Raw genomic sequence first — 23,199 nt, forward strand, 5'->3', positions numbered from 1 at the left:
CAATCTGCTCAAAACGCAGACTGGACGCCATCGCAAAAACCGTCAATCAAATCGCCAAAACCCAGAAATTACCGGCCAAGCACATCAATCAAGGGTTCTTCGATCCCTCCAGGTGCGATACCAAATGACCGAAGTAGGGGCTGGACCCATTTGGTGCAAAACCAAAATCGGTGCGGTTCTTGCCCTGTGGATAAAATCCTCCCTGCGTTCGAACCGCCGCCGCGCGCCAAATTTTGTCCCACCAAATCCCCGGCAATCCCACACAATCCCGAATTACGTGGTGTGCAGAACCCTCTGTCCCCTTACACCGGGTGTTCCCCGCACACGCGGGGATGAACCGACGTTCCGCGAGGGTGGCCGAACGCTTATCGAGTGTTCCCCGCACACGCGGGGATGAACCGTTTCTCCAGATGTCATCATGCGTGTCTGGCTCGTGTTCCCCGCACACGCGGGGATGAACCGGCGGAAAGCAATGCTTCGCCTACCTGACGATAGTGTTCCCCGCACACGCGGGGATGAACCGTTTTCAGGGGCGAATCCAAGAGTCTGAGAGGCGTGTTCCCCGCACACGCGGGGATGAACCGGGGAACGCTGTTCTGTATGTGCGAGATAGTAGGTGTTCCCCGCACACGCGGGGATGAACCGGCTATGATACTGGAATCTCGAAATACGATGACGTGTTCCCCGCACACGCGGGGATGAACCATCCGTCATTCTGATGACGGTCCTGTGAACACCTTGGAACTGCGCCAAGGCTCTATCGTATACATATTACGACACACGTGACGGGGACGGTCCTCTCACAAGCAAGCTCAGGGAGGGCGGGTTCTGTTCACGCTATGCGGGAAGGAGAGGGTGGCGGGGGCCATTCTTCTTGGGGTGCTGATGCATGGGGGAGGGGCAGCTTGGGCGCGCACACCTCCTCCAATCACTGATAATCATGATCCCGGGTTTGGTGCGCAAGGAAAGGTCGAGATCGTTGGCGCGTTACAGGCGCCCGACCCGTCTGGAATTGCCGTGATTGACGGGCGGATGTTTCTCAGCTTCCCCAAGCACGATGGCGATCATGCGGGGCCAGTTCTGGCAGAGTGGAAAGATGGGCGCCTCGAGCCATTCCCGGCAACGACCGTACCAATAGGTGCACCGCCCTCTTCTCGGCTGCTTTCCGTGCATGGTTTGACGACCGACACGCAGGGACGACTATGGGGCATTGATGACGGTAAGATAAAAGGACAGCCAATCCCACCGGGCGGAGCCAAAATTGTCGGCTTCGATGTGCGCTCAGGCAAGCAGATTGTGGCCGTCGTGCTGAAAGAGGCGTTGCTGCCCGGCAGCCATATGAACGATCTGCGCATTGATCTGACCCATGGCGCAGCCGGCACGGCGTATGTGACCGACAGTTCCTTCGATGGTCACCCTGCGCTCGTGGTGGTGGATATTGCGACGGGGCGACAGCGCCGTGTGCTGGAGCATGACCGCTCCACGCAGCCGGACCCGGGTTATCAGACCGTTCTGGACGGTCGGGTTCTGAAAGTTGACCGTGAACACCCGACATTTCCCGGCGGAGGCGCTGACGGGATCACGCTCTCGCATGCGTCGGATCGGCTTTACTATGCGCCGCTTGCCAGTCGTCGTCTCTACAGTCTTCCGACGGCCTTTCTGGCAGATTTCTCGAAATCCGATGCTGAACTTGCAGCGGCTGTGAGTGATGAGGGTGAGAAGGGAGCGGCGGATGGGCTGGCGAGCGATGCGTGGGGGCGGATTTACACGACCGCTGCCGATCATGATGCGGTCTTTCGTCGCAATCTGGACGGATCGTTCGATCTTATTGCATCCGACCCGCGTCTTGTCTGGCCGGACGGTATCTTTGCCGATGATCGGGCCGTTTATGTCGTGGCCGGTCAGTGGTCGCGTCTGCCCCGTTTCCATGATGGAAAAGACCTGCGCCGTCCACCTTACCTGATTGCGCGGATTGGTATTGCGGCTCCGTCCGAAAAGACTCAGCCCGAACAATGAAGTGATGGCTCCTGATGGAGATTGAAAGCGATCAGGAGCGCAGGAAAGGAGTGAAAAAGATGCATGCTGCAAAGCTTTTATCTGTGGCCACCGTTGTCGGCATGATGATCTCCGCAGGCACTTTGCATGCCCAGAATGTGGCTACGGCACATAAGGACGTCCTGTTGCAAAGCGATCGTTCATGGAATGGCGTGGCGTACAAACCGTATTCATCAGGGCAGCCGCAGTTGACGATGATCCGTCTGACGATCCCGGCGCATACGGCGTTGCCGTGGCATACGCATCCCTGTCCCAATGCGGGCTATGTGCTGGAAGGGCAGTTGACGATCACGGATCGTGAAAGCGGCAAGCAGCACACGTTCCACAAAGGAGAGGCGTTTGCGGAATCCGTGGATGACATTCATCGGGGCCAGTCGGGCAACACGCAGACAGTGCTGCTGCTGACCTATGCGGGGGAAGTGGGGCAACCCACTTCGGTGCCGGTAAAGGGCGAGAAGCCCGAATACTGACGCACTGTTCCCTGACATCGAGACCAAGGAGACCATTTCATGACCATGCCGCAAATTACGCTCAATGATGGGACGAAGATTCCAGCCATCGTGTTCGGCACCTACAAGCTCAACGGCGCTTCGGGTGTGGAGGCGATGAAGGGGGCTATCGATGTCGGCTATACCGGTCTCGACAGCGCCTTCAACTATGAAAATGAAGGCGCACTTGGCAAGGCGCTGCGTGAGAGCGGCCACAAGCGGGAGAGCATCCGTATCGCGTCCAAGCTGCCCGGCCGTCACCACGCCTATGATGAGGCTCTGGCCACGATCGAGGAATCTCTTTACCGGACCGGCGTGGATTATTACGATGTGTATTGCATCCACTGGCCCAATCCGAAGGTCGGGAAATATGTGGAGGCTTGGAAAGCACTGATCGAGGCGAAGAAGCGCGGATATGTGCAGTCGATTGCCGTGTGCAATTTCCTGCCTGAGCATTTGCAGCGTCTTCTGGACGAAACGGGGGTTCTGCCCTGCATCAATCAGATTGAGCTGCACCCTTATTTTCCGCAGGACGAGGCGCGTGCGTGGCACAAGCAGCATAATATCGTCACGCAATCGTGGAGTCCGCTTGGGCGCGGCAACGATATTCTCACCAATCCGGTGCTGGAAGGAATTGCCAAGCGGGTGGAGCGTTCGGTGTCGCAGGTGATCCTGCGTTGGCATCACCAGCTTGGGTGTGTGCCGCTGCCCAAGGCATCGAGCCGCAAACATCAGATCGAGAATATGTCGATCTTTGATTTTGCGCTTACGGATGAGGACATGAAGGCGATCGCCACCTTGGCGCGCCCGGATGGTCGCACGGCCAATCAGGATCCGGCGGTGTACGAAGAGTTCTGAACACGAGGAATGGCTTGCTCTGCTGGTTTATTTTCCAGAGTGAGAGATGGCGTGCCGTCCCATTAAGGGGCGGCATTTTTTATGAGGCGGGCCTGTCAAAGAACACAGACTATTCCTGTCGCTATGAAATGCGAAAAAGATAGACAGCGGCAGCGTCAGATAAGTCTGATTCTGTGTATTCGTCCTTCCTACTCAACGTAGAATTCAATGGGAACGGTCAGGGTGATCGTGTCTCCCGACACACTGTCGGGTGGTTCGGGTAGCGGCTCGGCGCGCCGGACAAGAGCCAGTGTTTCCTGATCGAGTAAGGTATAACCGGATGGTTTTGTAAGGCGAGCGGACAGCACACGTCCCTTGCGATTCATGGTGAAGGTCAGGAGTGGTGTGCCTTCCTCCCTATGGCGTTGCGCCTCCGTTGGGTAGCGTTTGAACCGTTCCAGCCTCGCCACGAGATCGCTTTGCCATGAAGCCGGAGCACGCGATGCGTGCGAAGAGGACGCTCCCGGTGAAGGGGACGCCTGTGTAACGGCAGGAGGAGCTTCGGTGGAAGGAGGCGCTGTGGTGCGTTCTGCTGGTGCTTCTTTGAGCGGAAGTGGTTTTTCCTTATGCGAAACGGGTTTGACGACGGTCTTTTTCACGATCTTGCGCGTCTCGGTTTTCGGTACGGGGGCAGGAGGATGCGGCGCAGGAGAGGGTGGCGCTGCTATCTTGGGCGGCTCTTCCGGCGTGGGATCAGGCTGGGCTTGCGTCTGTTTCGGGCCTTTCGGCACGTCTTGCGGAGGCGTGGGGATGGCTGTCGGAAGAGGGGCAAGATCGATGGCGATGGCGGCCGGGGGCGGCAGGGAAACTGCGGGTGGTGAGCGCGGAATGAGCGTGCTCAGGGCCACGCTGACGGCCACGAAAGTCACTACTGCCGTTAGCGCCGTTCCCCAGAGGCGTCGTTCCCGTTGCTGCTCGTGTTGCAGCGCCTGATGACGCCGGTCACGGAACGAGGTGGGAGACGGGAAAACAGCGCTGCTCATTGCTCTGCTCCTTCCTCCTGCCCCTGAAGATTGACCAGCGCGACCTTGAGAAAACCGGCAGCGCGCAGTTTGTCCATCACGCCCATAAGAGTGCCGTAATCCACGGTCTTGTCAGCCCGCAGAAAGATGCGTTCGTCCCTGTTGCCCTTGCTGGCTTTCTCCATGGCGCCAGCCAGAGCGTTGGGTGCGACGTCTTCTTCGCCCAGCGCCAGACCATGATCGGCTTTGATGGTGAGAAACAGCGGGTCATCGGGTCGTGGTGTGGGTTTCTCGGTGGAGGAGGGAAGGTCCACCGGCACGTTCACCGTGGTCAGCGGCGCGGTCACCATGAAGATGATGAGCAGCACCAGCATGACGTCGATGAAGGGGGTGACGTTGATCTCGTGCGCTTCGTGCAGATCGTCAGAACTGTGACGGATACGAATGGCCATGGCGTGTTTCTTATTCCGCCGGAATGCGCTGCTCGCGCGAGGCGAAAGGAATGACCTGCGCGCGCGAGAGGGTGGGGCGGAGACGCCCGAGATCACGGGACACGAGACGCATCACGGAGGCTGTCAGGTCGGCCACCCCTTCACGGCAGGCGGCGCACTGGCGTGCGAGGTGGTTGTAGATCACCACGGCGGGAATGGCCGCGACCAGTCCAAGCGCTGTGGCCAGAAGAGCCTCGGCAATGCCGGGCGCCACAACGGCAAGGCTCGTGGCCTTGGTCGCCGCGATGCCGGTGAAGGAGGTCATGATGCCCCATACCGTGCCGAACAGGCCCACGAACGGCGCGGTTGCACCGATGGTTGCCAACAAACCCGTGCCCCGCATGAGGCGCCGCGCCTCACTGGCTTCAATGCGCTCCAAATGAAGGACGATACGCTCCTTCAGCCCTTCACCGTCTTCAGGAATGTCGTGTGAACGGGTGCGTTCGTCTTCCGCTGCCAGAACCAGAGTGTGTGCGACACGGCAATTGCGTGTCAGGTCCTCCGCGCCATCAAGGGAGGCCGCATCGTCCAAAAGAATGTCGGCAGCCACCAGTCTGGTGCGCAACCGTCTGAGTTCGATGGATTTCGCGATGAAGATCGTCCACGTGGCGATGCTAGCAAGAGCCAGAAGGATCATCACGGCCCGGACGACAGGCCCCGCTCCGAGGAACATTTCCCACGGAGAGAAGGTGAGAGGAACCGAAGCAGGCGTATCGACGGGCATGACGCAGCGGAGCCTTTCATTGAGAACGGGTTTCCACCTTTTCCGCCGTTGCATGGGGAGGAAGAGCGGAGAAAACGCCACTGGATTACGGGTGTTGCGTATGTCCGGAGTCATCATCCGTAACGTCGCGAAACTTCCTGTTGGTTCTATGACGGGGCTTGGTTATGAGTGCAACTGATAATCGGTTGCATAATATGACTGACGCGCCATGTGGCAGGAAGTGTGGCCGGTTTTGTTCGTGGATCGACTGGACGGGAGTGTCACATGCTTATTCATGTGCCGGAGGTGCTCAACGCAGAGGAATTGGCGCGGTGCCTTCATGTGCTGGAAGACATTCAATGGGTGGACGGTCGGGTTACGGCGGGAGACCAGTCGGCCAAGGCCAAGAAAAATCTCCAGGTTCCCGGAGATTCCCCGGTCGGTCAGGAGTTGTCCGAGCTTGTCCTGCGCGCGTTGGGACGCAATCCGACCTTTAACAGTGCGGCTCTTCCGCTGCGTGTGTTTCCACCGCTTTTCAATCGTTACGACGTGGGGATGCACTTTCACGCGCATGTAGATAATGCGATCCGTCCTTTGCCGGGAACGGGATTTCGCATTCGCACGGATGTGTCCTGCACGCTCTTTCTGACCGATCCGAAAGATTATGACGGTGGAGAACTGGTTGTGCAGGACACGTATGGAGCGCACAGCGTCAAGCTGCCTGCAGGCGATATGGTGCTTTATCCCTCGAGCAGTCTGCATAGTGTCACACCTGTGACGAGGGGCAGTCGCTGGGCGTCCTTCTTCTGGACGCAGTCCATGGTGCGAGACGATGCAAAGCGAACGCTGCTTTACGAGTTTGACCGTTCGATCATTGCCACCCGCGCAGTCTTGCCGGATGAGCATCCGGGAGTGCTTGGCTTGACATCGACTTATCATAATCTTCTTCGTCAATGGGCGGAGTTATGAGGTGATACTCAAAAGCCACGATCATGTTTTGACACAGTGCGTTCACAACTCACTTATTGCGAATCATTCTCGTTAACATGTAGCGAAGCGTCATGTTTCGCTTCGCATGTGTAACGGCTGAAGCAGACGAAAGATTTCGTAGCAGGAGACGGGAATGAGCAGGTCTGACAGGTCGGTGATGCGGAGCACCCATGTGCCACTGGCCATGATTTTTGGTGTGTCGGCAGGATTAGGTGTGATCGGCGGCGAAGCCGAGGCGCAGGAAGCGGCTCCAAGCAACTCGGAGACGGAGAGTTCTTCCATTCGTCTGCCATCGGTAAAAGTGCGCGGCACGGAAGATCCCGGTGTGGCGGCGGGTAATACTAATAGTCAGGTTCTGGGCATTTCACGTATGCCAACCTCGGTGCGCGAGACGCCGCAGGCCATTACGGTCATTCCCAAGGAAATCCTCAAGGAGCAGCGGGCCTATACGCTGGATCAGGCACTTGCGAATGTGCCCGGGATCACGCTTTCCACGGGAGAGGGGAATGGCGGCCTGAATGGCGATCAGTTCCGTATCCGCGGTCTTCAGGCCCGACAGGATATGTATACGGATGGCTTGAAAGATTTCGGCACCTACACACGCGACATGTTCAACATGGAGAGCGTGCAGGTCATTAAGGGTGCGACGGGCGAATACTTTGGCGCGGGCAATGTCGGCGGTGTCATCAACCAGAGCATGAAGCATGCGCATGCGGGTGACAGCTACAATTACGATCAGGCTTTTGGTAGCGCGTCTCTTTTCCGGGGAGCGGGCGATATCAATTATCAGATCGATGACAACATGGCCTTGCGTGTCAACGGCATGTACAATCGGTCGGATGTGGCGGATCGGGATCGTGTGACGTCAAACCGTTATGGTACGGCGGTCGATTTCGGGGTGGGTCTGCGCAGCAAGACCTCATGGCATCTGACGTGGCAATGGCTGAACAGTAACAGCACGCCGGATTACGGCGTGCCGATGATCCAGATGAGCGATGGTATCTATCGTCCCATTACCAGCCACGGTCTTGCGCGAAACACAAGCTATGTGCGCGATTTCGACCGTGACAAGTCCGACGTACATTCCCTGACATCGGCTTTGAAGTCCGAGATCACACGTTGGTTTACGCTGACAAATGACACGCGCTGGACCAAATATGACCGTCAGTATACCGCCACAACCCCCGGTTCGTGCTCGGGAACATGCGCATCTCAGTTTCTCGCGGGGGGGAATCCCACCTTACCGTATGGAGCAGGTGGCGGCGCGGCCTATGACCAGCATGGATGGGGCGCCCAAAATGTCCTGATGGGACAGTTTCGTTTCAAGACCGGCTTTGTGCATCATGACATCAAAGCTGGTGTGGATGTGAATTACGTCAATGACGACCGTTATTACGGAAGCTGGAGCGGCCGCTCCAACACACAGACCATCCGTGATCCATATTACCACACTTCTGGGACCAGCCTGGCGTTTCCCAAGTCTGGCTATCGTAATGCGGATGCCACGGATGTGGGGTTGTTCTTTTCCGACCATATCCAGTTGACCAAACAGTTGGCACTTTTTGGCGCGGCCCGATGGGATACGTTCCGAAGCAGCTATGTTTCCCAGAAAGGCGGAGACCGCGCGACCCAGAAATCCGACCGCTGGAGTCCCTCTGGAAGTATTGTTTATACGCCGCTTGAAATGGTGTCGTTCTATTTCACTTTTGCGCGTTCGTATAAGCCGGTTGGCACGGATGTGGCTTCCATGGTCACGCTCAGTGGCAACACAGGGGAAACTCCAGCAACAGGCAAAGACTTTTCACCGCAACGTAGTGACCTGTTCGAATTTGGAAGCAAGGCGGACTTTTTCGACAAACGTCTGGGTGCCACACTGGCGTTTTTCCAAATTAATGAGAGCAATTCCCATTATTACAATGACAATGGCGACCTGATTACGGGGTTTGCCGATCAGGGCAGCGGCCGTCGCATCCGAGGCGTGGAGCTGAGTCTTACAGGAAAGATCACGAAGAACTGGGATATTTACGGATCCTACTCCTACATGGACGGCAAGGTCACGCAAAGCACGACGTCCAATGGGAATGAAGCCCCGCAAGTGCCGCACAACAATTTCTCAGTGTGGACATCGTATGATCTCTCCAGCCGTATTCTCAATCCTGGTTGGGGACAGCTCAAGATTGCCGGCGGCGCACAGTATTCGTCGGGTTACTGGGCCGGACCGGATATTACCAATACAGCACGCATGCCCTACAATTTCTCGCTCAATGGCATGGTGGCGTGGGAGCTGAAGCATTACCGTGTGTCATTCAATGCGAACAACATCACCGATCATCTGAACTACGGATCATCATTTTCGACAGGCCGTGCCGTTCCAACGTCAGGTCGCACGTTCCTGGGCAACATTGGCGTTACCTTCTGATCGCTTGATGCTTCAGATGAAAACTCAAGATGATGCTTCAGGCCTGTCCCTTTCGGTGGAGAGCTTTCTCGCTTTGGGACAGATCAGTTTGAATCAAGGTAATCTTGGCCAAGCATTTATCATGTTTGAGGCGGCGGCTCGCAGTGGAGATGTGCGGGCCGTCAACATGCTTGGACGGGCATTTGCCATGGGGTGGGGCACGGCCAGAAATCCTGTCATGGCAGCGCAATGTTTTCAGGAGGCGGCCCGGGCAGGTTACGGATGGGCGATGTTTAATCTTGCCGATCTGTATATGCAGCAATCAGCACTTGAACGAAACATCCATCGGGCGGCCGAACTTTATTTTTCTGCGGCCCGTCTTGGTGTGATCAAGGCTTTGAACATGCTGGGGCTTCTGTATGAAGAAGGACTGGAGGGCGCGCCAGACATAGCAATGGCCTTCAGACTGTTTCAGATGGCAGCTGAAGTGGGAGATTGCTGGGGGTGTCTCAATCTTGGGCGCCTGTATCTTGAAAGAAAGCAGTTCGAACAGGCGGCTTTCTGGCTCGATCACGCGATCTCCATAGGCTTTGATGATGTGTATAGAGGCGTTGCCCTGCTTGTGGGCGGGGCTCCCTGTCATTTCGCATTGGAAAAAGTATTAGAGCGGGTGCAATGCCTTCATGAGACCGCCTGAATTGACGACCGTCATCATCTGCGGTTGCGTTGCTCTGGCTACCCAACTGGATCGTCCAAGCGCATCGGTATAGTACGGGAGCCCGTAAAAAGAGGGCGGCCGCGGACCCTGCCTTTGATGCCCGGTTCAAGAGTCAGCCTGTTCGCTGTGGGTATGCTCAGAACGGGCTCGCAACTGGAGAACCGATGTCTCAAGCAGACGTCGCAACTGTGGTGCGCAGGCCAAGCCGGTCCAGCAATTGCCGATCCCGCGTTGCGGCGGGATTGGGCGTGGTCAGCAAACGCTCACCGTAGAAAATCGAATTCGCTCCCGCCAGAAAACACAGCGCCTGAGTCTCGTCGCTCATATTTTCGCGGCCAGCGGCCAGTCGCACATGGCTTGCGGGCATTGTCACGCGAGCGACGGCAATCATGCGCACGAAATCGAGTGGATCGACCTCTTCAGCCGAGGCAAGTGGCGTTCCTGCGACTTTCACCAACAGGTTGATGGGCACGCTTTCGGGGTGCTTGGGCATGGAAGCCAAGGCCGCAATCATTCCAGCCCGGTCCGATTCGCCTTCACCCATGCCGACGATACCGCCGCAGCAGACATTGATCCCGGCGTCACGGACATTGGCCAATGTATCGAGGCGCTCCTGATAGGTGCGCGTCGAAATGATCTCACCGTAGAACTCGGGCGATGTGTCGATGTTGTGGTTGTAATAGTCCAGCCCGGCGTTCTTCAGGCGATGCGCCTGCGCGTCATCGAGCATTCCCAGAGTCACGCATGTTTCCAGTCCGAGAGCCTTTACGCCCTCGATCATGGAGCACACTGTTTCAAGGTCGTGATCCTTGGGTGAGCGCCATGCCGCTCCCATGCAGAAACGTGCGGCGCCCGCCTCTTTTGCGCGGCGGGCTTCCGCCACAACTTTCTCCACGGCCATGAGTTTCTCGGCCTGCACGCGCTCTTCATGACGGGAGCTTTGCGGGCAATAGGCGCAGTCTTCGGGGCAACCGCCGGTCTTGATCGAGAGCAGGGTTGAAATCTGGATCTCGGTGGGATCGAAAAACATGCGGTGCAGTGTCTGCGCCCGGTACAGAAGCTCTGGGAAGGGAAGGTCAAGCAGAGCCTGAACATCCGCGCGCGTCCAGTCGTGGCGCAACACTGACGAGACGGGCGTGGAGGTGGCGGAGTGAATCTGGCTGCCATCGGCCATGTTGCGGAACCATCCTCTGATCGAAGCGCGGAGTGAAGCCTTTCCTTGGCATGGAACGGCGACGCTTTACAACGCAGTTGCGATTTCGCGACGATTTTAAGCTCTCCTTATTCTCTTTCCCCCACTCTGGGGCGTCGAAAGTGGAAATGTGCGGAGACCCATGGCCCCCCACAAAGAGAATAAGGCCGGGGCTTCGGCGGACCGTCGGCTTGAACAACTGGCGGCGCTGGCGTTTGCGGCGGCTGACGTGTTGTTCGAGGTGGATCGGGTTTTCCGCATTCGTCATGTGGGAGGAGCCATCGCGAAGTTGGTCGGACACCCGCCGACGGCAGTGCGTGGCCTATCTCTGTTCGATCTCATAGCGCCGCAGGATCGCATTTTTCTCCGTCGTGTCATGGAGGCCTTCGATCGTGAGCAGCCGGTCGGGCGGCTGGCGATGCGCTTCCTGCATGCAGGCTCTCCCGAACTCGTCACTGCCATTGTGGGCATGAGTCCGATGCCCGGCGTGAAGGGGGAGCGTCTGGTCACGGCGACCATCCTCGATCGCACATTTATCGCGGATGCTGGTAGTGACGGGTTTCTTGACCGCACATCTTTCATCGATCTGGCGCGCAGGCTTGTGCCTTCAGCAGAGGAAAAGCCCCGATTCGAGGTGGTCATGCTGGCGCTGCCGCCTCTGATGAAGGATTCGAAGCTGCGTTCAAGTAAGTTGGGGATGGCTTTTGCTGCGGAAGCCGAAGCGATCCTTCGTCTCAACAGCGAAGGAGGCGCTGTGACGCGACTGGGGGAAGACAGTTTCGCCTTCATCCAAAAGGCCGGTGAAGACCCATCCGTTGTCGAGCAAAAAATTATTGAAGCGACGGATGTTCTGCTGGCCCATCCACGCAGTCAGACCTTGCCGCTTGATACGTCCCTGATGGAACAGAAGGAGGTGGAGGCGGCCCTTGAGCATGCCCTTGCGACCTTTGCGCGACATTCTGCCGATTGTGCGGCCGTCACGAATCTGCCTGACTGTCTGGCGGCGTCTGCCCGTCAGGACCGGGAGCTTGTGGCTTCCTGTCGCAGCATCATTGAGGATGCGACATTCTTTCAGGTTCTGCAGCCGATCTTGACGCTCAAGACCGGGATTATTCAGCATTACGAAGTGCTTACGCGGTTCGCGCAGGGCGTTGCACGAGGTATTTCCAACACCTCCGAGTTCATTCAGATCGCCGAGCAGGTTGGCATGATCAACACATTCGATCTCGTGAACTGCGTGAAGACGATCAAGCTGCTTCAGAAACTGCCCGTCAGCGTCCGTCTGGCTCTGAATGTTTCCGGGCGGTCGGTGCAGTCGGCGGAGTTTGCCGAGCGTCTGCGAGCCGTGCTCGAAGGGAGCGACACGCAAGTCGCACCTTCCCGACTTCTGATCGAAATCACTGAAACGCGAGGCATCACCGAATTCGAACAGCCATGTGCCCTGCTGCAATATCTTTTCCAGCGCGGTCATCGCATCTGCCTCGATGATTTCGGCGCAGGCGCCATGAGCTTCGAGTATCTGCGGCGCTTTCCGGTAAACTACGTCAAGATCGACGGTCCGTTCTTCCGTAATGCCATGACCAGTGGGCGTGACCGTATCCTTGTGCGCACCATCGCACGCTGTGCGTTCGAACTGGGATGCCGGACCGTGGCGGAGATGATCGAAACCGAGGCGGAAGCGGCGCTGGCGCGTGAGTTGGGCATCGAATGTGGGCAGGGATGGCTGTTCGGTAAGCCGGTCACCGCCGACGTCCTCATGGCGACATTTAGCGATCATTCGCCACGACAGCCGGCACCCTCACGTATGGTCAGTCCGGCTCCAACGCCTCCTCCTGCCCGTCGCGTGGCGGCGATGCGGAGTGGAGGAGTGGTGTTTCCGGCCGCAGGATAAAGCCGCCACCGACAGGCAGCCTTTCTTGACGTCAGGTGTTTTTGGGGGCAGGCGAGGGCGAAGCAGGCGCGGCGCTCCACGCGCGTTCAGGAACGGGGATGGCATGAAGCACTGGCATATCGATCAACTGGACTGGGGCAGTTTCGAGCCGTCGCGTGTGGATCCCGATATCATTGCGGTCGTGAAGGCGGCCGCCGTTGTTGAACGTAACGGCGTCGATTACGCGGTCTATCTCAACCACGTTTTCTCGGACGATGCCGATTTCAGGGTCGCCGCAGACAACTGGGCCATCGAAGAGGTTCAGCACGGGGATGCGCTCGGTCGCTGGGCGATGCTGGCTGATCCGTCATGGAATTATCCCGCCGCTTTTGAACGGTATCGTTCGACTTTCCACATCGATCTGGACACTTCGACCTCTGTGCGCGGTTCACGGACGGGCGAACTGATCGCCCGCTGCATGGTGGAAACCGGTACATCGTCCTTTTATTCCGCGCTGGCGGACGCCACGGACGAACCGCTTTTGCGCCAGATATGCAAACTGATCGCAGCGGATGAGTGCCGCCATTTCAAGCTCTTCTATGACCATATGCGGCGCTACCTCGAGCGGGAAAAGCTGGGCGGATGGGCGCGCGCGCGTATCGCTCTGGGGCGCATCACGGAAAGCGAGGACGACGAACTGGCGTCCGCCTACTACACGACCAATGAGCCCGAGAGCGTACCGTATGATCGCAAGCGGTGCATTGCCGGTTACATGTCGCGTGCGCTCATGTCCTATCGCCAGAAGCACATTGACCGTGTGACCGGCATGGTTTTCAAAACCATAGGTTTCAAGCCTCATAGCCGCCTGCATGCTTGGGCGGCCCGTGGGGTTTATGCCCTGATCCGTCAGCGCCAGCGCAGTTTTGCAAAGATTGCAGCCGCTACAGGAACTTGAGGACGCGGTTCTTTACCCGTGTCTGCTCTCCGGCCTACCATGGCGCCCAACAATTCATCGCAAGGAAAGGCCGACCGCGCGCGCTTTCCGCAAGGCAGGTAGTGCATTCGGTATGTCGCGTTCCAGCAAGATCGTCCGTCCGTCTTTCGCAGCAGTTCTGATGCTGGCGGCCAGCCTCAGCACGGTCTCCGGGGCCGTTGCGGCCTCTGCTCCCCAAGCGACGGCGAGCATCGCTCCATGGGGGTTCGACCTTGCCGGTCGCGAGACGACCATCATGCCCGGCGATGATTTTTTCGATTATGCCAACGGGCGCGCCGTCCGCTCTCTGGTCATTCCCCCGGACCGCACCTCGTTTGGGGCATTCGATCAACTGCGTGAACTTTCACGTCAGCGCGTGCGCAACATCCTTGTGGAACTTTCGCAGCGTCCCGCCGCCATTCCGGTCACGACAGCGGAAAAGCTGGGGACATATTACGCCGCGCTGATGGACGAAAAGACCATCGAGACGCTGAGTGCGTCGCCGTTGACAGCCGATCTTACGGCCATTCGCGCCGTAGCCAATCCGGCTGACCTGGCCCGTGTGATTGGCAGCGGCCAGACCACCTTCCAGTATTCCGCCTTTGCGCTGTCCATCCAGCCCGATGCGAAAGATCCGACACGATTTACCGTGACACTGGATCAGGGTGGGCTTGGGATGCCCGACCGGGATTATTATCTCAAGCCGGAGTTTGCTGCGAAGAAAACCGCCTATCAGGCCTATGTTGCGAAGATGCTTTCTCTTGTGGGATGGCCGGAGGCAAGCCGTCGTGCGGCCGATATCGTGGCGTTGGAAAGTCAGATCGCAAAAGCACATTGGGCGCGCGCCGACATGCGCGATCCGGAGAAGACCTACAATCCTCGGACCGTGGCCGAGCTGATCGCGGAAGCGCCGGGTTTTGACTGGATCGCGTGGCTGAAAGGGGCGGGCATCACGCCGCCACAGGTGGACAAGGCCCGCATCGTCGTGGGGGAACCATCCGCGATTGTGGGTGAAGCCGCAGTGCTCGGAACAGCGTCAATGCCTGTGCTCAAGGCGTGGCTGGCCTTTCATCTGGCCAACAATGCAGCGCCGCTTCTGTCCTCGTCCTTTGTGAATGCTTCTTATGCCTTCAATCGCAAGACCATCGCCGGTCAGCCGCAATTGGCGGAACGCTGGAAGCGGATGACCGACGCGACAGATGATGCGATGGGCTGGGCGATTGGTCGCATTTATGTGGAGCGCTTTTTCCCGGCCGAGAGCAAGGCCGCCATGGAGCAGCTTACGGCGCGTCTGAAAGTGGCTTTTCGCGTCCGTCTGCAAAACAACGACTGGATGGCCGCCGAGACCAAAAAGCAGGCGCTCGTCAAACTGGATCACTTCGACATTCAGGTGGGGTATCCCAAGAAATGGCGGGATTACGAGAGCCTCACCATCAGGGCCGGGGATGCATACGGCAATGCAGAGCGTGCCGTCGCGTTCGAGTGGCGCTACTGGCTCGCGCATCTTGGCAAAGCAGTGGACCGCGACGAATGGGACATGACGCCGCAGACGGTCAACGCATACAACAATCCCGTCTTTAACGAGGTGGTCTTTCCGGCCTCCATCCTTCAGCCGCCGTTCTTTGATCCCAAAGCCGATCCCGCCATCAACTACGGTGGCATTGGCGGTGTCATCGGCCATGAAATGACGCATGGATTCGATGACGAAGGACGCAAGTTCGACGAGCAGGGACGACTGCGCGACTGGTGGACAAAAGAGGACGCTGAGCGGTTCGAGCAGCGTGGCGCGCGTCTCGGAGCGCAGTACGATACGTTTCAGGTGCTGCCGGGCGTCCATCTCAATGGCAAACTCACCATGGGCGAGAATATCGCGGATCTGGGTGGCCTGACCCTTGGCCTTGATGCCTATCGGGCGTCTCTGGAGGGCAAGGAGGCTCCCGTTCTGGATGGCCTGACCGGCGAGCAGCGTGTATTTCTCGGCTGGGCGCAGGTCTGGCGGATGAAAGTGCGCGACGAGCGGGCGCGCCAGCTTGCCGTTATCGACCCGCATTCGGCACCTGCCGCGCGGGTTAATCTGCCGGCTCACAATATCGATGCTTGGTACAGGGCTTGGAACGTCCAGCCCGGCCAGAAGCTTTATCTTGCTCCGGATGACCGTGTGAAAATCTGGTAAAACCGCATTCCCCAAGGAAAGAACTGTTTCATCATGACCACCACACCGACGCTCGCCTACCGTAACACTCCCCTGCATGCCGCAGTGGCCGCCGCGGTTGCGCGCGTTCTGGAAGCCTATGATCTTGAACCGGATTATCTCACGGGTGACGGTCCTTCGCTGGCGCAGATGATGGGGCAGGGCGAGATCGATATTTTCGCCACGGTCTGGCTGCCGGGAGAGGATGAGAAATTTCTCTCGGCTGCCGTGGAGCCTCTGGGGTGCCTTTATCGCCCAGCCTTCGCTTTTTTTGTGGCTGAACGGGCGGATAGCCCTCTGAACGGTCTGACCTCTGTGGCCGATGTGGCGGCGTCCGGAGCCGCGCGCCATCTCATCACCCCCGAAAGCCTGCTTTCGCATGTGCGTCAGATGGTGGCGGCTTATGGCCTGACCGAAGCAGGGTTCACCATTGAGACCCAGCCGGACGAGCAGGCGTTTTCAGCCATTGCGGCCGCCGTAAAGAGCGGTGAACCCGTCATTGCTCCGCTGTTCTCTCCCTGCCATCTGATCCATTCGTTGCCCCTGCGTCCGTTGGACGATCCGAAAAAGGCGGGTGGTAACGAGTTGGAAGCGCGACTGCTCATAAGTCAGGCGTTCAGGGAGACTGCGGATCAGGATCTGGTCGATGAACTGGATGAGCTGACGCTGGGCAACAAGGTCGTCAGTGCATTGGATGAAGCCGTGCGTCATCTGGACATGTCACCGGACGAGGCCGCCGAGGAGTGGCAGCGCGGCAAACTTCTGCCTCGTTGATCCCAATGAACGTGCCGCCCGACCCGATGCAACCCGATATTGTGCCCCATCTAAGGGGCGTTGACGGTATTCGTCTGGCAATGGCCATGACGAATACGCATCAACTCACCATCGGAGAGGGGGCGCAGGCTGTCGTGGTGCAACTGCCGCCACAGGCGCGTGGTATTTTTCCGCTTATAGATGGGCGCAATACCGTAGCGAATCTGGCCGCCAGACTTGCCTCGCGTGGAGTCGAGGCGCCTCAGTTCGAAGATGTATGGCGCAAGACCGTGACTGCGCTCGCACCCTTTGGGGTGCTGGAGCTGTCGGCTCCGACCACCGGCTGAACGCGCCCATGCTTCCCGTCATCGTCTTTGGTGCGGCACTGGAGCCGGACGGCACGCCCCGTCCTGTGCTGCGCGCGCGTCTGGACGCCGCTCTGCGATTTGGTCGTGAGCGGGCGGACGCGGTTTATCTTCTGACAGGCGGTGTTCCCTGTGCCGGACGCACGGAAGCGGCTGTGATGGCGGATATCCTTCGCGAACAGGGTGTGCTGAAAGATGCCCTCCTGCTGGAGGCGCGTTCACGCGATACCTGCGAGTCTGCCATCGCCTGCACCCGTCTGCTGTGGAAGAGAGGTTATGCAGGGCCGGTGGTGCTCGTCACCAGCGATTTTCACATGATGCGCTGCACCGCAATGATGCAGGCGCTGGGGTGGAAGACGCAGGCTGTTCCGGCTCCCGCCTGTCTGGGACGTTCACGGTCATGGCGGGCATGGGTCTGGCTGCGCGAGTTTCCGGCCATGCTGTGGGATGTGTTTCTCGTCGTTCGCTGGAGGCTGCATCAGCGCGGGGTCTGAGTCCGTGCAGGTCGCCCTGTCATTGACTTTCTGCCGTGATTTCCTTTCATCAGGCCGCTCATGTGCGCGCATCGTGTGCCGATGTCATTGTCTGTCGAGGAGAGGCCCATGCCTGTTTACGCCTTCGTTTTCCCCGGACAGGGAAGTCAGTCCCCCGGCATGGGACAGGATCTTGCCGATGCCTTTTCCTCTGCCCGCGAAGTTTTTCAGGAAGTCGATGACGCGCTGGGCGAGCATCTTTCGAAAACCATTTTCGAAGGACCGGCCGAATCCCTGACCAGCACGGAGAATGCCCAACCGGCGTTGATGGCGGTTTCCATGGCGGTTGTGCGCGTGTTGGAACGTGAAGGTGGAATCGACTTCAGCCAGCGCGCCACGCTCATGGCAGGGCATTCGCTGGGTGAATATTCCGCACTCGCGGCCGCCCGGTCCTTCGGCATCGCCCAGACAGCGCGTCTGCTGCGTCTGCGTGGGCAGGCCATGCAGCGGGCCGTCCCGGCCGGGGAAGGTGGCATGGCCGCGCTGATCGGCGTGACGCCGGAGCAGGCTCGTGAAGTGTGCGCGGAAGCGGCCATCGTGAAGGTTGAAGGCGAACCGGAGCGACGTGAAATCATCGAGATCGCCAATGACAACGGAGGCGATCAGATCGTGGTGTCGGGTCAGATCGGAGCCATTGACCGCGCTATCGCCATTGCCAAGGAAAAAGGCATCAAGCGTGCGGTGAAGTTGCCGGTGTCTGCGCCGTTTCACAGTTCGCTCATGCGTCCGGCCGCCGAGGAAATGGCGGAGGCGCTTGCGCAGGCGGATATCCGGGCTCCCATCGTACCGATTGTCGCCAACGTCACGGCGGAAAAGGTGACATCGCCGGATACGATCCGCGACCTTCTGGTGAAGCAGGTGACGGGCACCGTGCGCTGGCGTGAGAGCGTGGACGCCATGGTCGGCATGGGCATCGATCATTTTGTGGAACTTGGTGCGGGAAAGGTGCTGTCTGGGCTCATCCGGCGCATTGCCCCGGAGGCCAAGACACAGTCCGTCGGCAGCGTGACCGACATCGACAGTTTCCTTCAGAGCTTCTGAAGTTTCCTCAACCATGAGCACACAGGACATTTCCATGTTCAATCTCACCGGCAAGGTCGCTCTTGTCACCGGCGCTTCCGGCGGAATCGGCGCGGCCATTGCCCGGACTCTTCACAAGCAGGGAGCGACGGTCGTGCTCTCGGGCACACGCGAGGCCGTTCTTGCCGAGAGGGCCGCGGAACTGGGTGGCGAGCGCGTTCATATCGTAACGGCCGATCTGTCCGATCCAGCCGCGGCGGATCAGCTTGTCGCGCGCGCGGAAGAGGTCGCGGGCGCACCGTTGGACATTCTCGTCAACAACGCGGGCCTCACACGTGACACACTGGCCATCCGCATGAAGGACGAGGACTGGAACAAGGTGCTGGAGGTCGATCTGGCTTCCCCCTTCCGTCTGTGTCGTGCGGCACTCAAGGGCATGCTCCGCAGGCGTGCGGGCCGTATCATCAACATCGCCTCCGTGGTTGGGGCGACCGGCAACGCGGGGCAGGCGAACTATTCGGCCGCCAAGGCCGGTATGGTGGGCATGACCAAGTCTCTGGCGCAGGAAGCGGGGTCACGTGGCGTGACGCTCAATGTCGTGGCGCCGGGCTTTATCGCGACGGCCATGACCGATGTGCTGCCGGAGGCCCAGAAGGAAAAACTGGTCGGCTCCATCCCGCTCGGTCGCATGGGCACGCCGGACGATGTCGCGTCTGCCGTGGTCTATCTGGCGTCTGACGAGGCTGCGTGGGTCACAGGGGCCACGTTGCACGTCAACGGCGGCATGGCGATGATCTGAGGAGGTTTTCCTCGTAACATATTGGAAAACCATTTGGTTTTTTATTGATGCAGAGACGGGGCGGCCGAGTTTTGGGGATGTGGACACAGATGAAACAATCGGTGTTTTACGCATCCGCTTGGCGAGCGGAAGATTTCCGTGCTAATCGCCCCGGCAGCCTCGTCGGGCATACCCCGGTTGCCCTGTACGAATGTCCTGGTCTGGCGGATGTCCGGACAGGGCGTGAGCAACTCATTCGCCCGTAGTGCCTGGGCAGACAGGAAGCAGAGACAGATGAGCGAAATCGCTGATAAGGTTAAGAAGATCGTTGTCGAGCACCTCGGTGTGGAAGAGAGCAAGGTGACACCGGAAGCGTCGTTCATCGACGATCTGGGCGCTGACAGCCTCGACACGGTTGAGCTGGTGATGGCGTTCGAAGAGGCGTTCAACGTCGAAATCCCCGAGGACGCGGCCGAGAAGATCGCCACCGTCAAGGACGCGATCGACTACATCGAAGCTCAGAAGGCCGCCTGAGGTCTTTTGCGCGTCCGGGCGAGCGCGGCTTTCGGGCGGCGCCGTCTTTTTGTTTTGACGAACTGAGGAGCAGGCGAGCTTGCTGCAGTCGGCCGCATCTGATTTGGGTCGGAGACGCGTTGTCGTCACCGGCATGGGGATGGTAACCCCGCTCGGGCTCGGCACCGAGAATGTCTGGAAGCGTCTTGTCGCGGGTGAAAGCGGCATTGATCGCATCCATGCTTTCGATCCGAGCGAACTTGCTGCCCATATCGGTGGAGAGGTTCCCGATGGGCCGACAGCGGAGGGAAAGCTCACCATCTCCGACTGGATTCCTGTCAAGGACCAGAAGAAGATGGACCGGTTCATCCAGCTTGGGATGATCGCGGCGATCGAAGCCGTGGAAGATTCCGGCTGGAAGCCCGAGTCTGAAGAAGACCGGTGTGCGACAGGTGTGCAGATCGGATCGGGAATCGGTGGTCTTCAGACCATCTACGATGCCTCGATCACGGTTTACGAGGGGCGGGCCAAGCGTCTTTCTCCCTTCTTCATCCCTTCTGCGCTGGGCAATCTCGTCTCGGGAAATGTCTCCATTCGCTACGGCTTCAAGGGGCCGAACCATTCGGCTGTGACGGCGTGTGCGACGGGTGTGCATGCCATCGGCGATGCCGCTCGCACCATCATGTTCGGTGATGCCGATGTGATGGTGGCCGGCGGGGCTGAGGCGACGGTCTGCAAGCTCGGCATTGCCGGATTCTGCTCGGCGCGCGCTCTGTCAACTGGTTTCAATGACCGACCCAAGCAGGCGTCGCGTCCTTGGGACCGTGACCGTGACGGATTCGTCATGGGCGAGGGGGCCGGTATCGTGGTGCTTGAGGAATATGAGCACGCGAAGAAGCGTGGCGCCAAGATTTATGGTGAGGTCATCGGCTACGGAATGTCGGGCGATGCTTACCACATTACGGCTCCAGCCGAAGGCCATGATGGCGCTTACCGGGCCATGTTCGCGGCTGTCCGTAGTGCGGGAATCACACCGGGCGATATCGGCTACGTGAACGCGCACGGCACCTCCACGATGGCGGACGATCTTGAACTTTCCGCCGTGGAGCGCCTGTTCGGCGATGACGGTCGCAAGGTTGCCATGTCGTCCACCAAATCCGCCATCGGGCACCTTCTCGGAGCGGCGGGCGCGGTTGAAGCTATGTTCTCCATGCTGGCGATCCGCGATGGTGTGGTGCCGCCGACGCTTAATCTCGACAATCCTTCCCGCGAGAGCATCATCGACCGCGTGCCGCATCAGGCGCAGGAGCGGAAGGTGAACATCGCGCTCTCCAACAGTTTCGGATTTGGCGGAACCAACGCCAGTGTGATTGTGCGGGGCGTCTGATCGCGCCCATAGGGCCGCCTTCGGGCGGCCCTTTTTATATCCGAAGCCAGCTTTCAGGTGTTTCTTATGAGCGATACCCTCCCAGACCGTCTTTCCGCTGATCCGGAAAGCCCGTTTTTCAATGAAGCCCTTCTTGCGCGTGGTGTTGGTGTGCGCTTCAAAGGAGTGGAAAAGACCAACATTGAAGAATACTGCGTCAGCGAAGGCTGGGTGCGGGTGGCCGTCAGCAAGACGCTCGATCGGCGTGGGCGCCCCATGACAATGAAGCTTCAGGGACCGGTTGAAGTCTGGATCAAGGACGAGGCCTGAAGTCGCAGCAGGGCACATGCGCCTTTGCTCGCTTGAGCACGCCATTTCTTTTTGCAAGTGAACCTCTGTCCGCCAGTGGTGTTCCTTACTTCGAAAGCAAAGGATTCCAGCCTGACGAATGGAATCCTGTTATGCGCAAACGACAGCCATGGAGTGCTTGCTCCCCACTTTCAGGAAGCGCAGGCTGACATTCATGTGAATGACATCGTCTTTCAGACAGCAGGGAGTGGCGCGACATGAGTGAAACAACGCCAGCGCAACAGCCGGACAAGCAATTCACCATTTTGATCGTGGGCGGCGGTGCGGCGGGTATCGCCGTAGCGGCCCGTCTACGCCGCGAGCGGCCTTCGCTTTCAGTCGGTGTCATTGATCCGTCCACCACACATGCCTATCAACCCGGCTGGACGCTGGTGGGGGCCGGCGTGATGACTCTGCGGGAGACGCTGCGCCAAGAAGGCGGATTGATCCCCAATGGCGTGACATGGCTTCGTGCTTCCGCCCAGTCCTTTCAGCCCGATGAGCATGTCGTGACGCTCGATGACGGGCAGCGCATCGGGTATCGGCGTCTCATCCTTTGCCCCGGATTGCAGCTTGACTGGGACAAGATTGAGGGGCTGAGCGAGACGCTTGGTTCCAACGGCGTGTGCAGCAATTACTCCATGCAGCATGTGGAATACACATGGACCTGCATTCAGACGCTCAACGGTGGGAAAGCACTGTTCACGCAGCCGCCAATGCCTATCAAGTGTGCTGGCGCTCCGCAGAAAATTGTCTATCTGGCCTCTGATTACTGGCGCAAGGAAGGCACGCTCAATCGCACGGAAGTCAATTTCTTCCTTGCCGGGGATGCTCTTTTCGGCGTGGCGTATTTCCGACCGTCCTTGCAGTATGCCGTCGATTATTACGGCGTAAATCTGAATTATAAGCACAATCTCGTGGCGGTTGACGGGCCGGCACGTCTGGCGACGTTTGAAGTGACGGCGGGCGACGGGACAAAAACCCGCGAAACGCATCCTTTCGACATGCTTCATGTGACGCCTCCGCAGAGTGCGCCGAATTTCATCAAGGCCAGCCCGTTCGCAGATGAAAATGGGTGGGTGAATGTCGATCCGTCCACTCTGCAGCACAAGACATTCGACACTGTGTTCGGACTGGGCGATGTGATCGGCACCAGCAACGCCAAGACAGCAGCGGCCGTTCGGGCTCAGACGCCAGTCGTTGTGGGGAACGTGCTGGCCTCGCTGGAAGGTAAACCTCTCCAGATGCGCTACGATGGCTATGGCGCCTGTCCGCTGACGGTGAGCTATGGCAAAGTCGTGCTGGCGGAGTTCCTTTATGGTGGCAAGCCAGCCCCCAGCTTTCCCTATGACCAACGCAAGCCAAGTCGCTTTGCATGGTTCCTCAAGACGCAGGTCTTTCCGCGCGTTTACTGGGACATGATGCTCACGGGACGGGACATCAACGTGCCGCATCATCCGGACTGGGTGAAAAACGCCGGTTGATAGGAGGCGGCTCGGCTTGGCTGATTTCAGCCAGCCGAACCGCCGGTCGCTTTGTAAGCAGAGCGCGATGTAGAGTTGTTATGGAATGTTTTCTAAAGCCGCCAGTTTCAT

The 23,199-nt window shown here is 58.7% G+C and carries 22 protein-coding genes and 1 CRISPR repeat array; of the genes, 18 read left to right on the top strand and 4 right to left on the bottom strand.

Annotation, left to right across the window (positions count from 1 at the left end):
- The first annotated feature begins 311 nt into the window (after window positions 1–311).
- Window positions 312–706: a CRISPR direct-repeat array (repeat unit 29 nt; unit sequence GTGTTCCCCGCACACGCGGGGATGAACCG).
- Between the two features lie 179 nt (window positions 707–885).
- The 3 genes from GOB87_RS11565 (at window position 886) to GOB87_RS11575 (ending at window position 3,401) form a co-directional block, all read left to right on the top strand.
- Window positions 886–2,016 (top strand): L-dopachrome tautomerase-related protein, encoded by a 1,131-nt coding sequence (locus tag GOB87_RS11565; RefSeq protein ID WP_166316916.1) that lies wholly within the window; start codon window positions 886–888, stop codon window positions 2,014–2,016.
- A 101-nt stretch (window positions 2,017–2,117) separates the two neighbouring features.
- Window positions 2,118–2,525 (top strand): cupin domain-containing protein, encoded by a 408-nt coding sequence (locus GOB87_RS11570; protein WP_242006347.1) that lies wholly within the window; start codon window positions 2,118–2,120, stop codon window positions 2,523–2,525.
- Between the two features lie 39 nt (window positions 2,526–2,564).
- Window positions 2,565–3,401, top strand: coding sequence for an aldo/keto reductase (locus tag GOB87_RS11575; RefSeq protein ID WP_166316812.1), 837 nt, complete (start codon window positions 2,565–2,567; stop codon window positions 3,399–3,401).
- A gap of 188 nt (window positions 3,402–3,589) precedes the next feature.
- Here the strand turns inward: GOB87_RS11575 and GOB87_RS11580 are convergent, their stop codons facing one another.
- From GOB87_RS11580 to exbB, 3 genes are read right to left on the bottom strand one after another with little or no spacing between them, the layout of a single operon-like run.
- Window positions 3,590–4,423, bottom strand: a complete 834-nt coding sequence (locus GOB87_RS11580; protein WP_166316815.1) for an energy transducer TonB family protein — start codon at window positions 4,421–4,423, stop codon at window positions 3,590–3,592.
- Window positions 4,420–4,854 carry a TonB system transport protein ExbD gene (gene exbD / locus GOB87_RS11585; RefSeq protein WP_166316818.1) on the bottom strand — a complete coding sequence of 145 codons (435 nt, stop codon included), beginning with the start codon at window positions 4,852–4,854 and terminating at the stop codon, window positions 4,420–4,422. The genes GOB87_RS11580 and exbD overlap by 4 nt, the downstream gene beginning before the upstream one ends.
- 10 nt (window positions 4,855–4,864) lie before the next feature.
- Entirely contained in the window at window positions 4,865–5,617 is a 753-nt protein-coding gene (gene exbB, locus GOB87_RS11590; RefSeq protein WP_166316821.1) for a tonB-system energizer ExbB, read from the bottom strand.
- Window positions 5,618–5,881: 264 nt separating this feature from the next.
- Here exbB and GOB87_RS11595 point away from each other — a divergent pair, with 264 nt between their 5' ends.
- The 3 genes from GOB87_RS11595 (at window position 5,882) to GOB87_RS11605 (ending at window position 9,681) form a co-directional block, all read left to right on the top strand.
- Window positions 5,882–6,565: a Fe2+-dependent dioxygenase gene (locus tag GOB87_RS11595; RefSeq protein WP_166316824.1), complete on the top strand. Its 684-nt coding sequence runs from the start codon at window positions 5,882–5,884 to the stop codon at window positions 6,563–6,565.
- 154 nt (window positions 6,566–6,719) lie between these two features.
- Window positions 6,720–9,005, top strand: a complete 2,286-nt coding sequence (locus tag GOB87_RS11600) for a TonB-dependent receptor (RefSeq protein WP_166316827.1) — start codon at window positions 6,720–6,722, stop codon at window positions 9,003–9,005.
- A 16-nt stretch (window positions 9,006–9,021) separates the two neighbouring features.
- Complete coding sequence (locus GOB87_RS11605) at window positions 9,022–9,681, top strand: tetratricopeptide repeat protein (RefSeq protein ID WP_166316830.1); 660 nt, start codon at window positions 9,022–9,024, stop codon at window positions 9,679–9,681.
- A 190-nt stretch (window positions 9,682–9,871) separates the two neighbouring features.
- Here GOB87_RS11605 and bioB read toward each other — a convergent pair whose 3' ends face one another.
- Window positions 9,872–10,876 carry a biotin synthase BioB gene (gene bioB, locus GOB87_RS11610; RefSeq protein WP_166316833.1) on the bottom strand — a complete coding sequence of 335 codons (1,005 nt, stop codon included), beginning with the start codon at window positions 10,874–10,876 and terminating at the stop codon, window positions 9,872–9,874.
- 160 nt (window positions 10,877–11,036) lie between these two features.
- Between bioB and GOB87_RS11615 the strand changes: the two genes are divergently transcribed.
- From GOB87_RS11615 to GOB87_RS11670, 12 genes are all read left to right on the top strand, one after another.
- Window positions 11,037–12,785, top strand: coding sequence for an EAL domain-containing protein (locus GOB87_RS11615; protein ID WP_166316836.1), 1,749 nt, complete (start codon window positions 11,037–11,039; stop codon window positions 12,783–12,785).
- A 103-nt stretch (window positions 12,786–12,888) separates the two neighbouring features.
- Window positions 12,889–13,719 carry an acyl-ACP desaturase gene (locus GOB87_RS11620; RefSeq protein ID WP_166316839.1) on the top strand — a complete coding sequence of 277 codons (831 nt, stop codon included), beginning with the start codon at window positions 12,889–12,891 and terminating at the stop codon, window positions 13,717–13,719.
- A 112-nt stretch (window positions 13,720–13,831) separates the two neighbouring features.
- The gene (locus GOB87_RS11625) at window positions 13,832–15,910 is read left to right on the top strand and encodes a M13 family metallopeptidase (RefSeq protein ID WP_166316842.1); all 2,079 of its coding nucleotides are present in this window, start codon (window positions 13,832–13,834) and stop codon (window positions 15,908–15,910) included.
- 33 nt (window positions 15,911–15,943) lie between these two features.
- Complete coding sequence (locus GOB87_RS11630) at window positions 15,944–16,702, top strand: glycine betaine ABC transporter substrate-binding protein (RefSeq protein WP_166316845.1); 759 nt, start codon at window positions 15,944–15,946, stop codon at window positions 16,700–16,702.
- A 5-nt stretch (window positions 16,703–16,707) separates the two neighbouring features.
- Window positions 16,708–17,028 carry a hypothetical protein gene (locus GOB87_RS11635; protein WP_242006340.1) on the top strand — a complete coding sequence of 107 codons (321 nt, stop codon included), beginning with the start codon at window positions 16,708–16,710 and terminating at the stop codon, window positions 17,026–17,028.
- An 8-nt stretch (window positions 17,029–17,036) separates the two neighbouring features.
- Window positions 17,037–17,540 carry a YdcF family protein gene (locus GOB87_RS11640; RefSeq protein ID WP_166316848.1) on the top strand — a complete coding sequence of 168 codons (504 nt, stop codon included), beginning with the start codon at window positions 17,037–17,039 and terminating at the stop codon, window positions 17,538–17,540.
- Between the two features lie 108 nt (window positions 17,541–17,648).
- The gene (gene fabD / locus GOB87_RS11645) at window positions 17,649–18,620 is read left to right on the top strand and encodes an ACP S-malonyltransferase (protein WP_166316851.1); all 972 of its coding nucleotides are present in this window, start codon (window positions 17,649–17,651) and stop codon (window positions 18,618–18,620) included.
- A gap of 34 nt (window positions 18,621–18,654) precedes the next feature.
- The gene (fabG, locus tag GOB87_RS11650; protein ID WP_166316922.1) at window positions 18,655–19,398 is read left to right on the top strand and encodes a 3-oxoacyl-[acyl-carrier-protein] reductase; all 744 of its coding nucleotides are present in this window, start codon (window positions 18,655–18,657) and stop codon (window positions 19,396–19,398) included.
- Window positions 19,399–19,671: 273 nt separating this feature from the next.
- A complete protein-coding gene (locus GOB87_RS11655) occupies window positions 19,672–19,911 on the top strand; it encodes an acyl carrier protein (protein WP_166316854.1) in 240 nt (79 codons plus the stop codon).
- 79 nt (window positions 19,912–19,990) lie between these two features.
- A complete protein-coding gene (gene fabF, locus GOB87_RS11660) occupies window positions 19,991–21,277 on the top strand; it encodes a beta-ketoacyl-ACP synthase II (RefSeq protein WP_166316859.1) in 1,287 nt (428 codons plus the stop codon).
- A 66-nt stretch (window positions 21,278–21,343) separates the two neighbouring features.
- Complete coding sequence (locus GOB87_RS11665; protein ID WP_166316862.1) at window positions 21,344–21,586, top strand: DUF3297 family protein; 243 nt, start codon at window positions 21,344–21,346, stop codon at window positions 21,584–21,586.
- A gap of 236 nt (window positions 21,587–21,822) precedes the next feature.
- A complete protein-coding gene (locus GOB87_RS11670) occupies window positions 21,823–23,088 on the top strand; it encodes an NAD(P)/FAD-dependent oxidoreductase (RefSeq protein WP_166316865.1) in 1,266 nt (421 codons plus the stop codon).
- The last annotated feature ends 111 nt before the right edge of the window (window positions 23,089–23,199 follow it).

Origin of the sequence: Acetobacter estunensis (assembly GCF_011516945.1) — a bacterium.
GTDB classification, from domain to species: Bacteria; Pseudomonadota; Alphaproteobacteria; order Acetobacterales; family Acetobacteraceae; genus Acetobacter; species Acetobacter estunensis.

Bases quoted from the DNA above. Each gene is read 5' to 3' on its own strand.
- GOB87_RS11615 (WP_166316836.1), top strand. From the start codon at position 11,037: ATGGCCCCCCACAAAGAGAATAAGGCCGGGGCTTCGGCGGACCGTCGG.
- GOB87_RS11565 (WP_166316916.1), top strand. From the start codon at position 886: ATGCATGGGGGAGGGGCAGCTTGGGCGCGCACACCTCCTCCAATCACT.
- exbD (WP_166316818.1), bottom strand. From the start codon at position 4,854: ATGGCCATTCGTATCCGTCACAGTTCTGACGATCTGCACGAAGCGCAC.
- fabG (WP_166316922.1), top strand. From the start codon at position 18,655: ATGTTCAATCTCACCGGCAAGGTCGCTCTTGTCACCGGCGCTTCCGGC.
- GOB87_RS11595 (WP_166316824.1), top strand. From the start codon at position 5,882: ATGCTTATTCATGTGCCGGAGGTGCTCAACGCAGAGGAATTGGCGCGG.
- GOB87_RS11630 (WP_166316845.1), top strand. From the start codon at position 15,944: ATGACCACCACACCGACGCTCGCCTACCGTAACACTCCCCTGCATGCC.
- fabD (WP_166316851.1), top strand. From the start codon at position 17,649: ATGCCTGTTTACGCCTTCGTTTTCCCCGGACAGGGAAGTCAGTCCCCC.
- GOB87_RS11620 (WP_166316839.1), top strand. From the start codon at position 12,889: ATGAAGCACTGGCATATCGATCAACTGGACTGGGGCAGTTTCGAGCCG.
- GOB87_RS11575 (WP_166316812.1), top strand. From the start codon at position 2,565: ATGACCATGCCGCAAATTACGCTCAATGATGGGACGAAGATTCCAGCC.
- GOB87_RS11625 (WP_166316842.1), top strand. From the start codon at position 13,832: ATGTCGCGTTCCAGCAAGATCGTCCGTCCGTCTTTCGCAGCAGTTCTG.
- GOB87_RS11670 (WP_166316865.1), top strand. From the start codon at position 21,823: ATGAGTGAAACAACGCCAGCGCAACAGCCGGACAAGCAATTCACCATT.
- GOB87_RS11635 (WP_242006340.1), top strand. From the start codon at position 16,708: ATGAACGTGCCGCCCGACCCGATGCAACCCGATATTGTGCCCCATCTA.
- GOB87_RS11605 (WP_166316830.1), top strand. From the start codon at position 9,022: ATGAAAACTCAAGATGATGCTTCAGGCCTGTCCCTTTCGGTGGAGAGC.
- GOB87_RS11640 (WP_166316848.1), top strand. From the start codon at position 17,037: ATGCTTCCCGTCATCGTCTTTGGTGCGGCACTGGAGCCGGACGGCACG.
- GOB87_RS11570 (WP_242006347.1), top strand. From the start codon at position 2,118: ATGATGATCTCCGCAGGCACTTTGCATGCCCAGAATGTGGCTACGGCA.
- GOB87_RS11580 (WP_166316815.1), bottom strand. From the start codon at position 4,423: ATGAGCAGCGCTGTTTTCCCGTCTCCCACCTCGTTCCGTGACCGGCGT.
- GOB87_RS11600 (WP_166316827.1), top strand. From the start codon at position 6,720: ATGAGCAGGTCTGACAGGTCGGTGATGCGGAGCACCCATGTGCCACTG.
- exbB (WP_166316821.1), bottom strand. From the start codon at position 5,617: ATGCCCGTCGATACGCCTGCTTCGGTTCCTCTCACCTTCTCTCCGTGG.
- GOB87_RS11655 (WP_166316854.1), top strand. From the start codon at position 19,672: ATGAGCGAAATCGCTGATAAGGTTAAGAAGATCGTTGTCGAGCACCTC.
- bioB (WP_166316833.1), bottom strand. From the start codon at position 10,876: ATGGCCGATGGCAGCCAGATTCACTCCGCCACCTCCACGCCCGTCTCG.
- GOB87_RS11665 (WP_166316862.1), top strand. From the start codon at position 21,344: ATGAGCGATACCCTCCCAGACCGTCTTTCCGCTGATCCGGAAAGCCCG.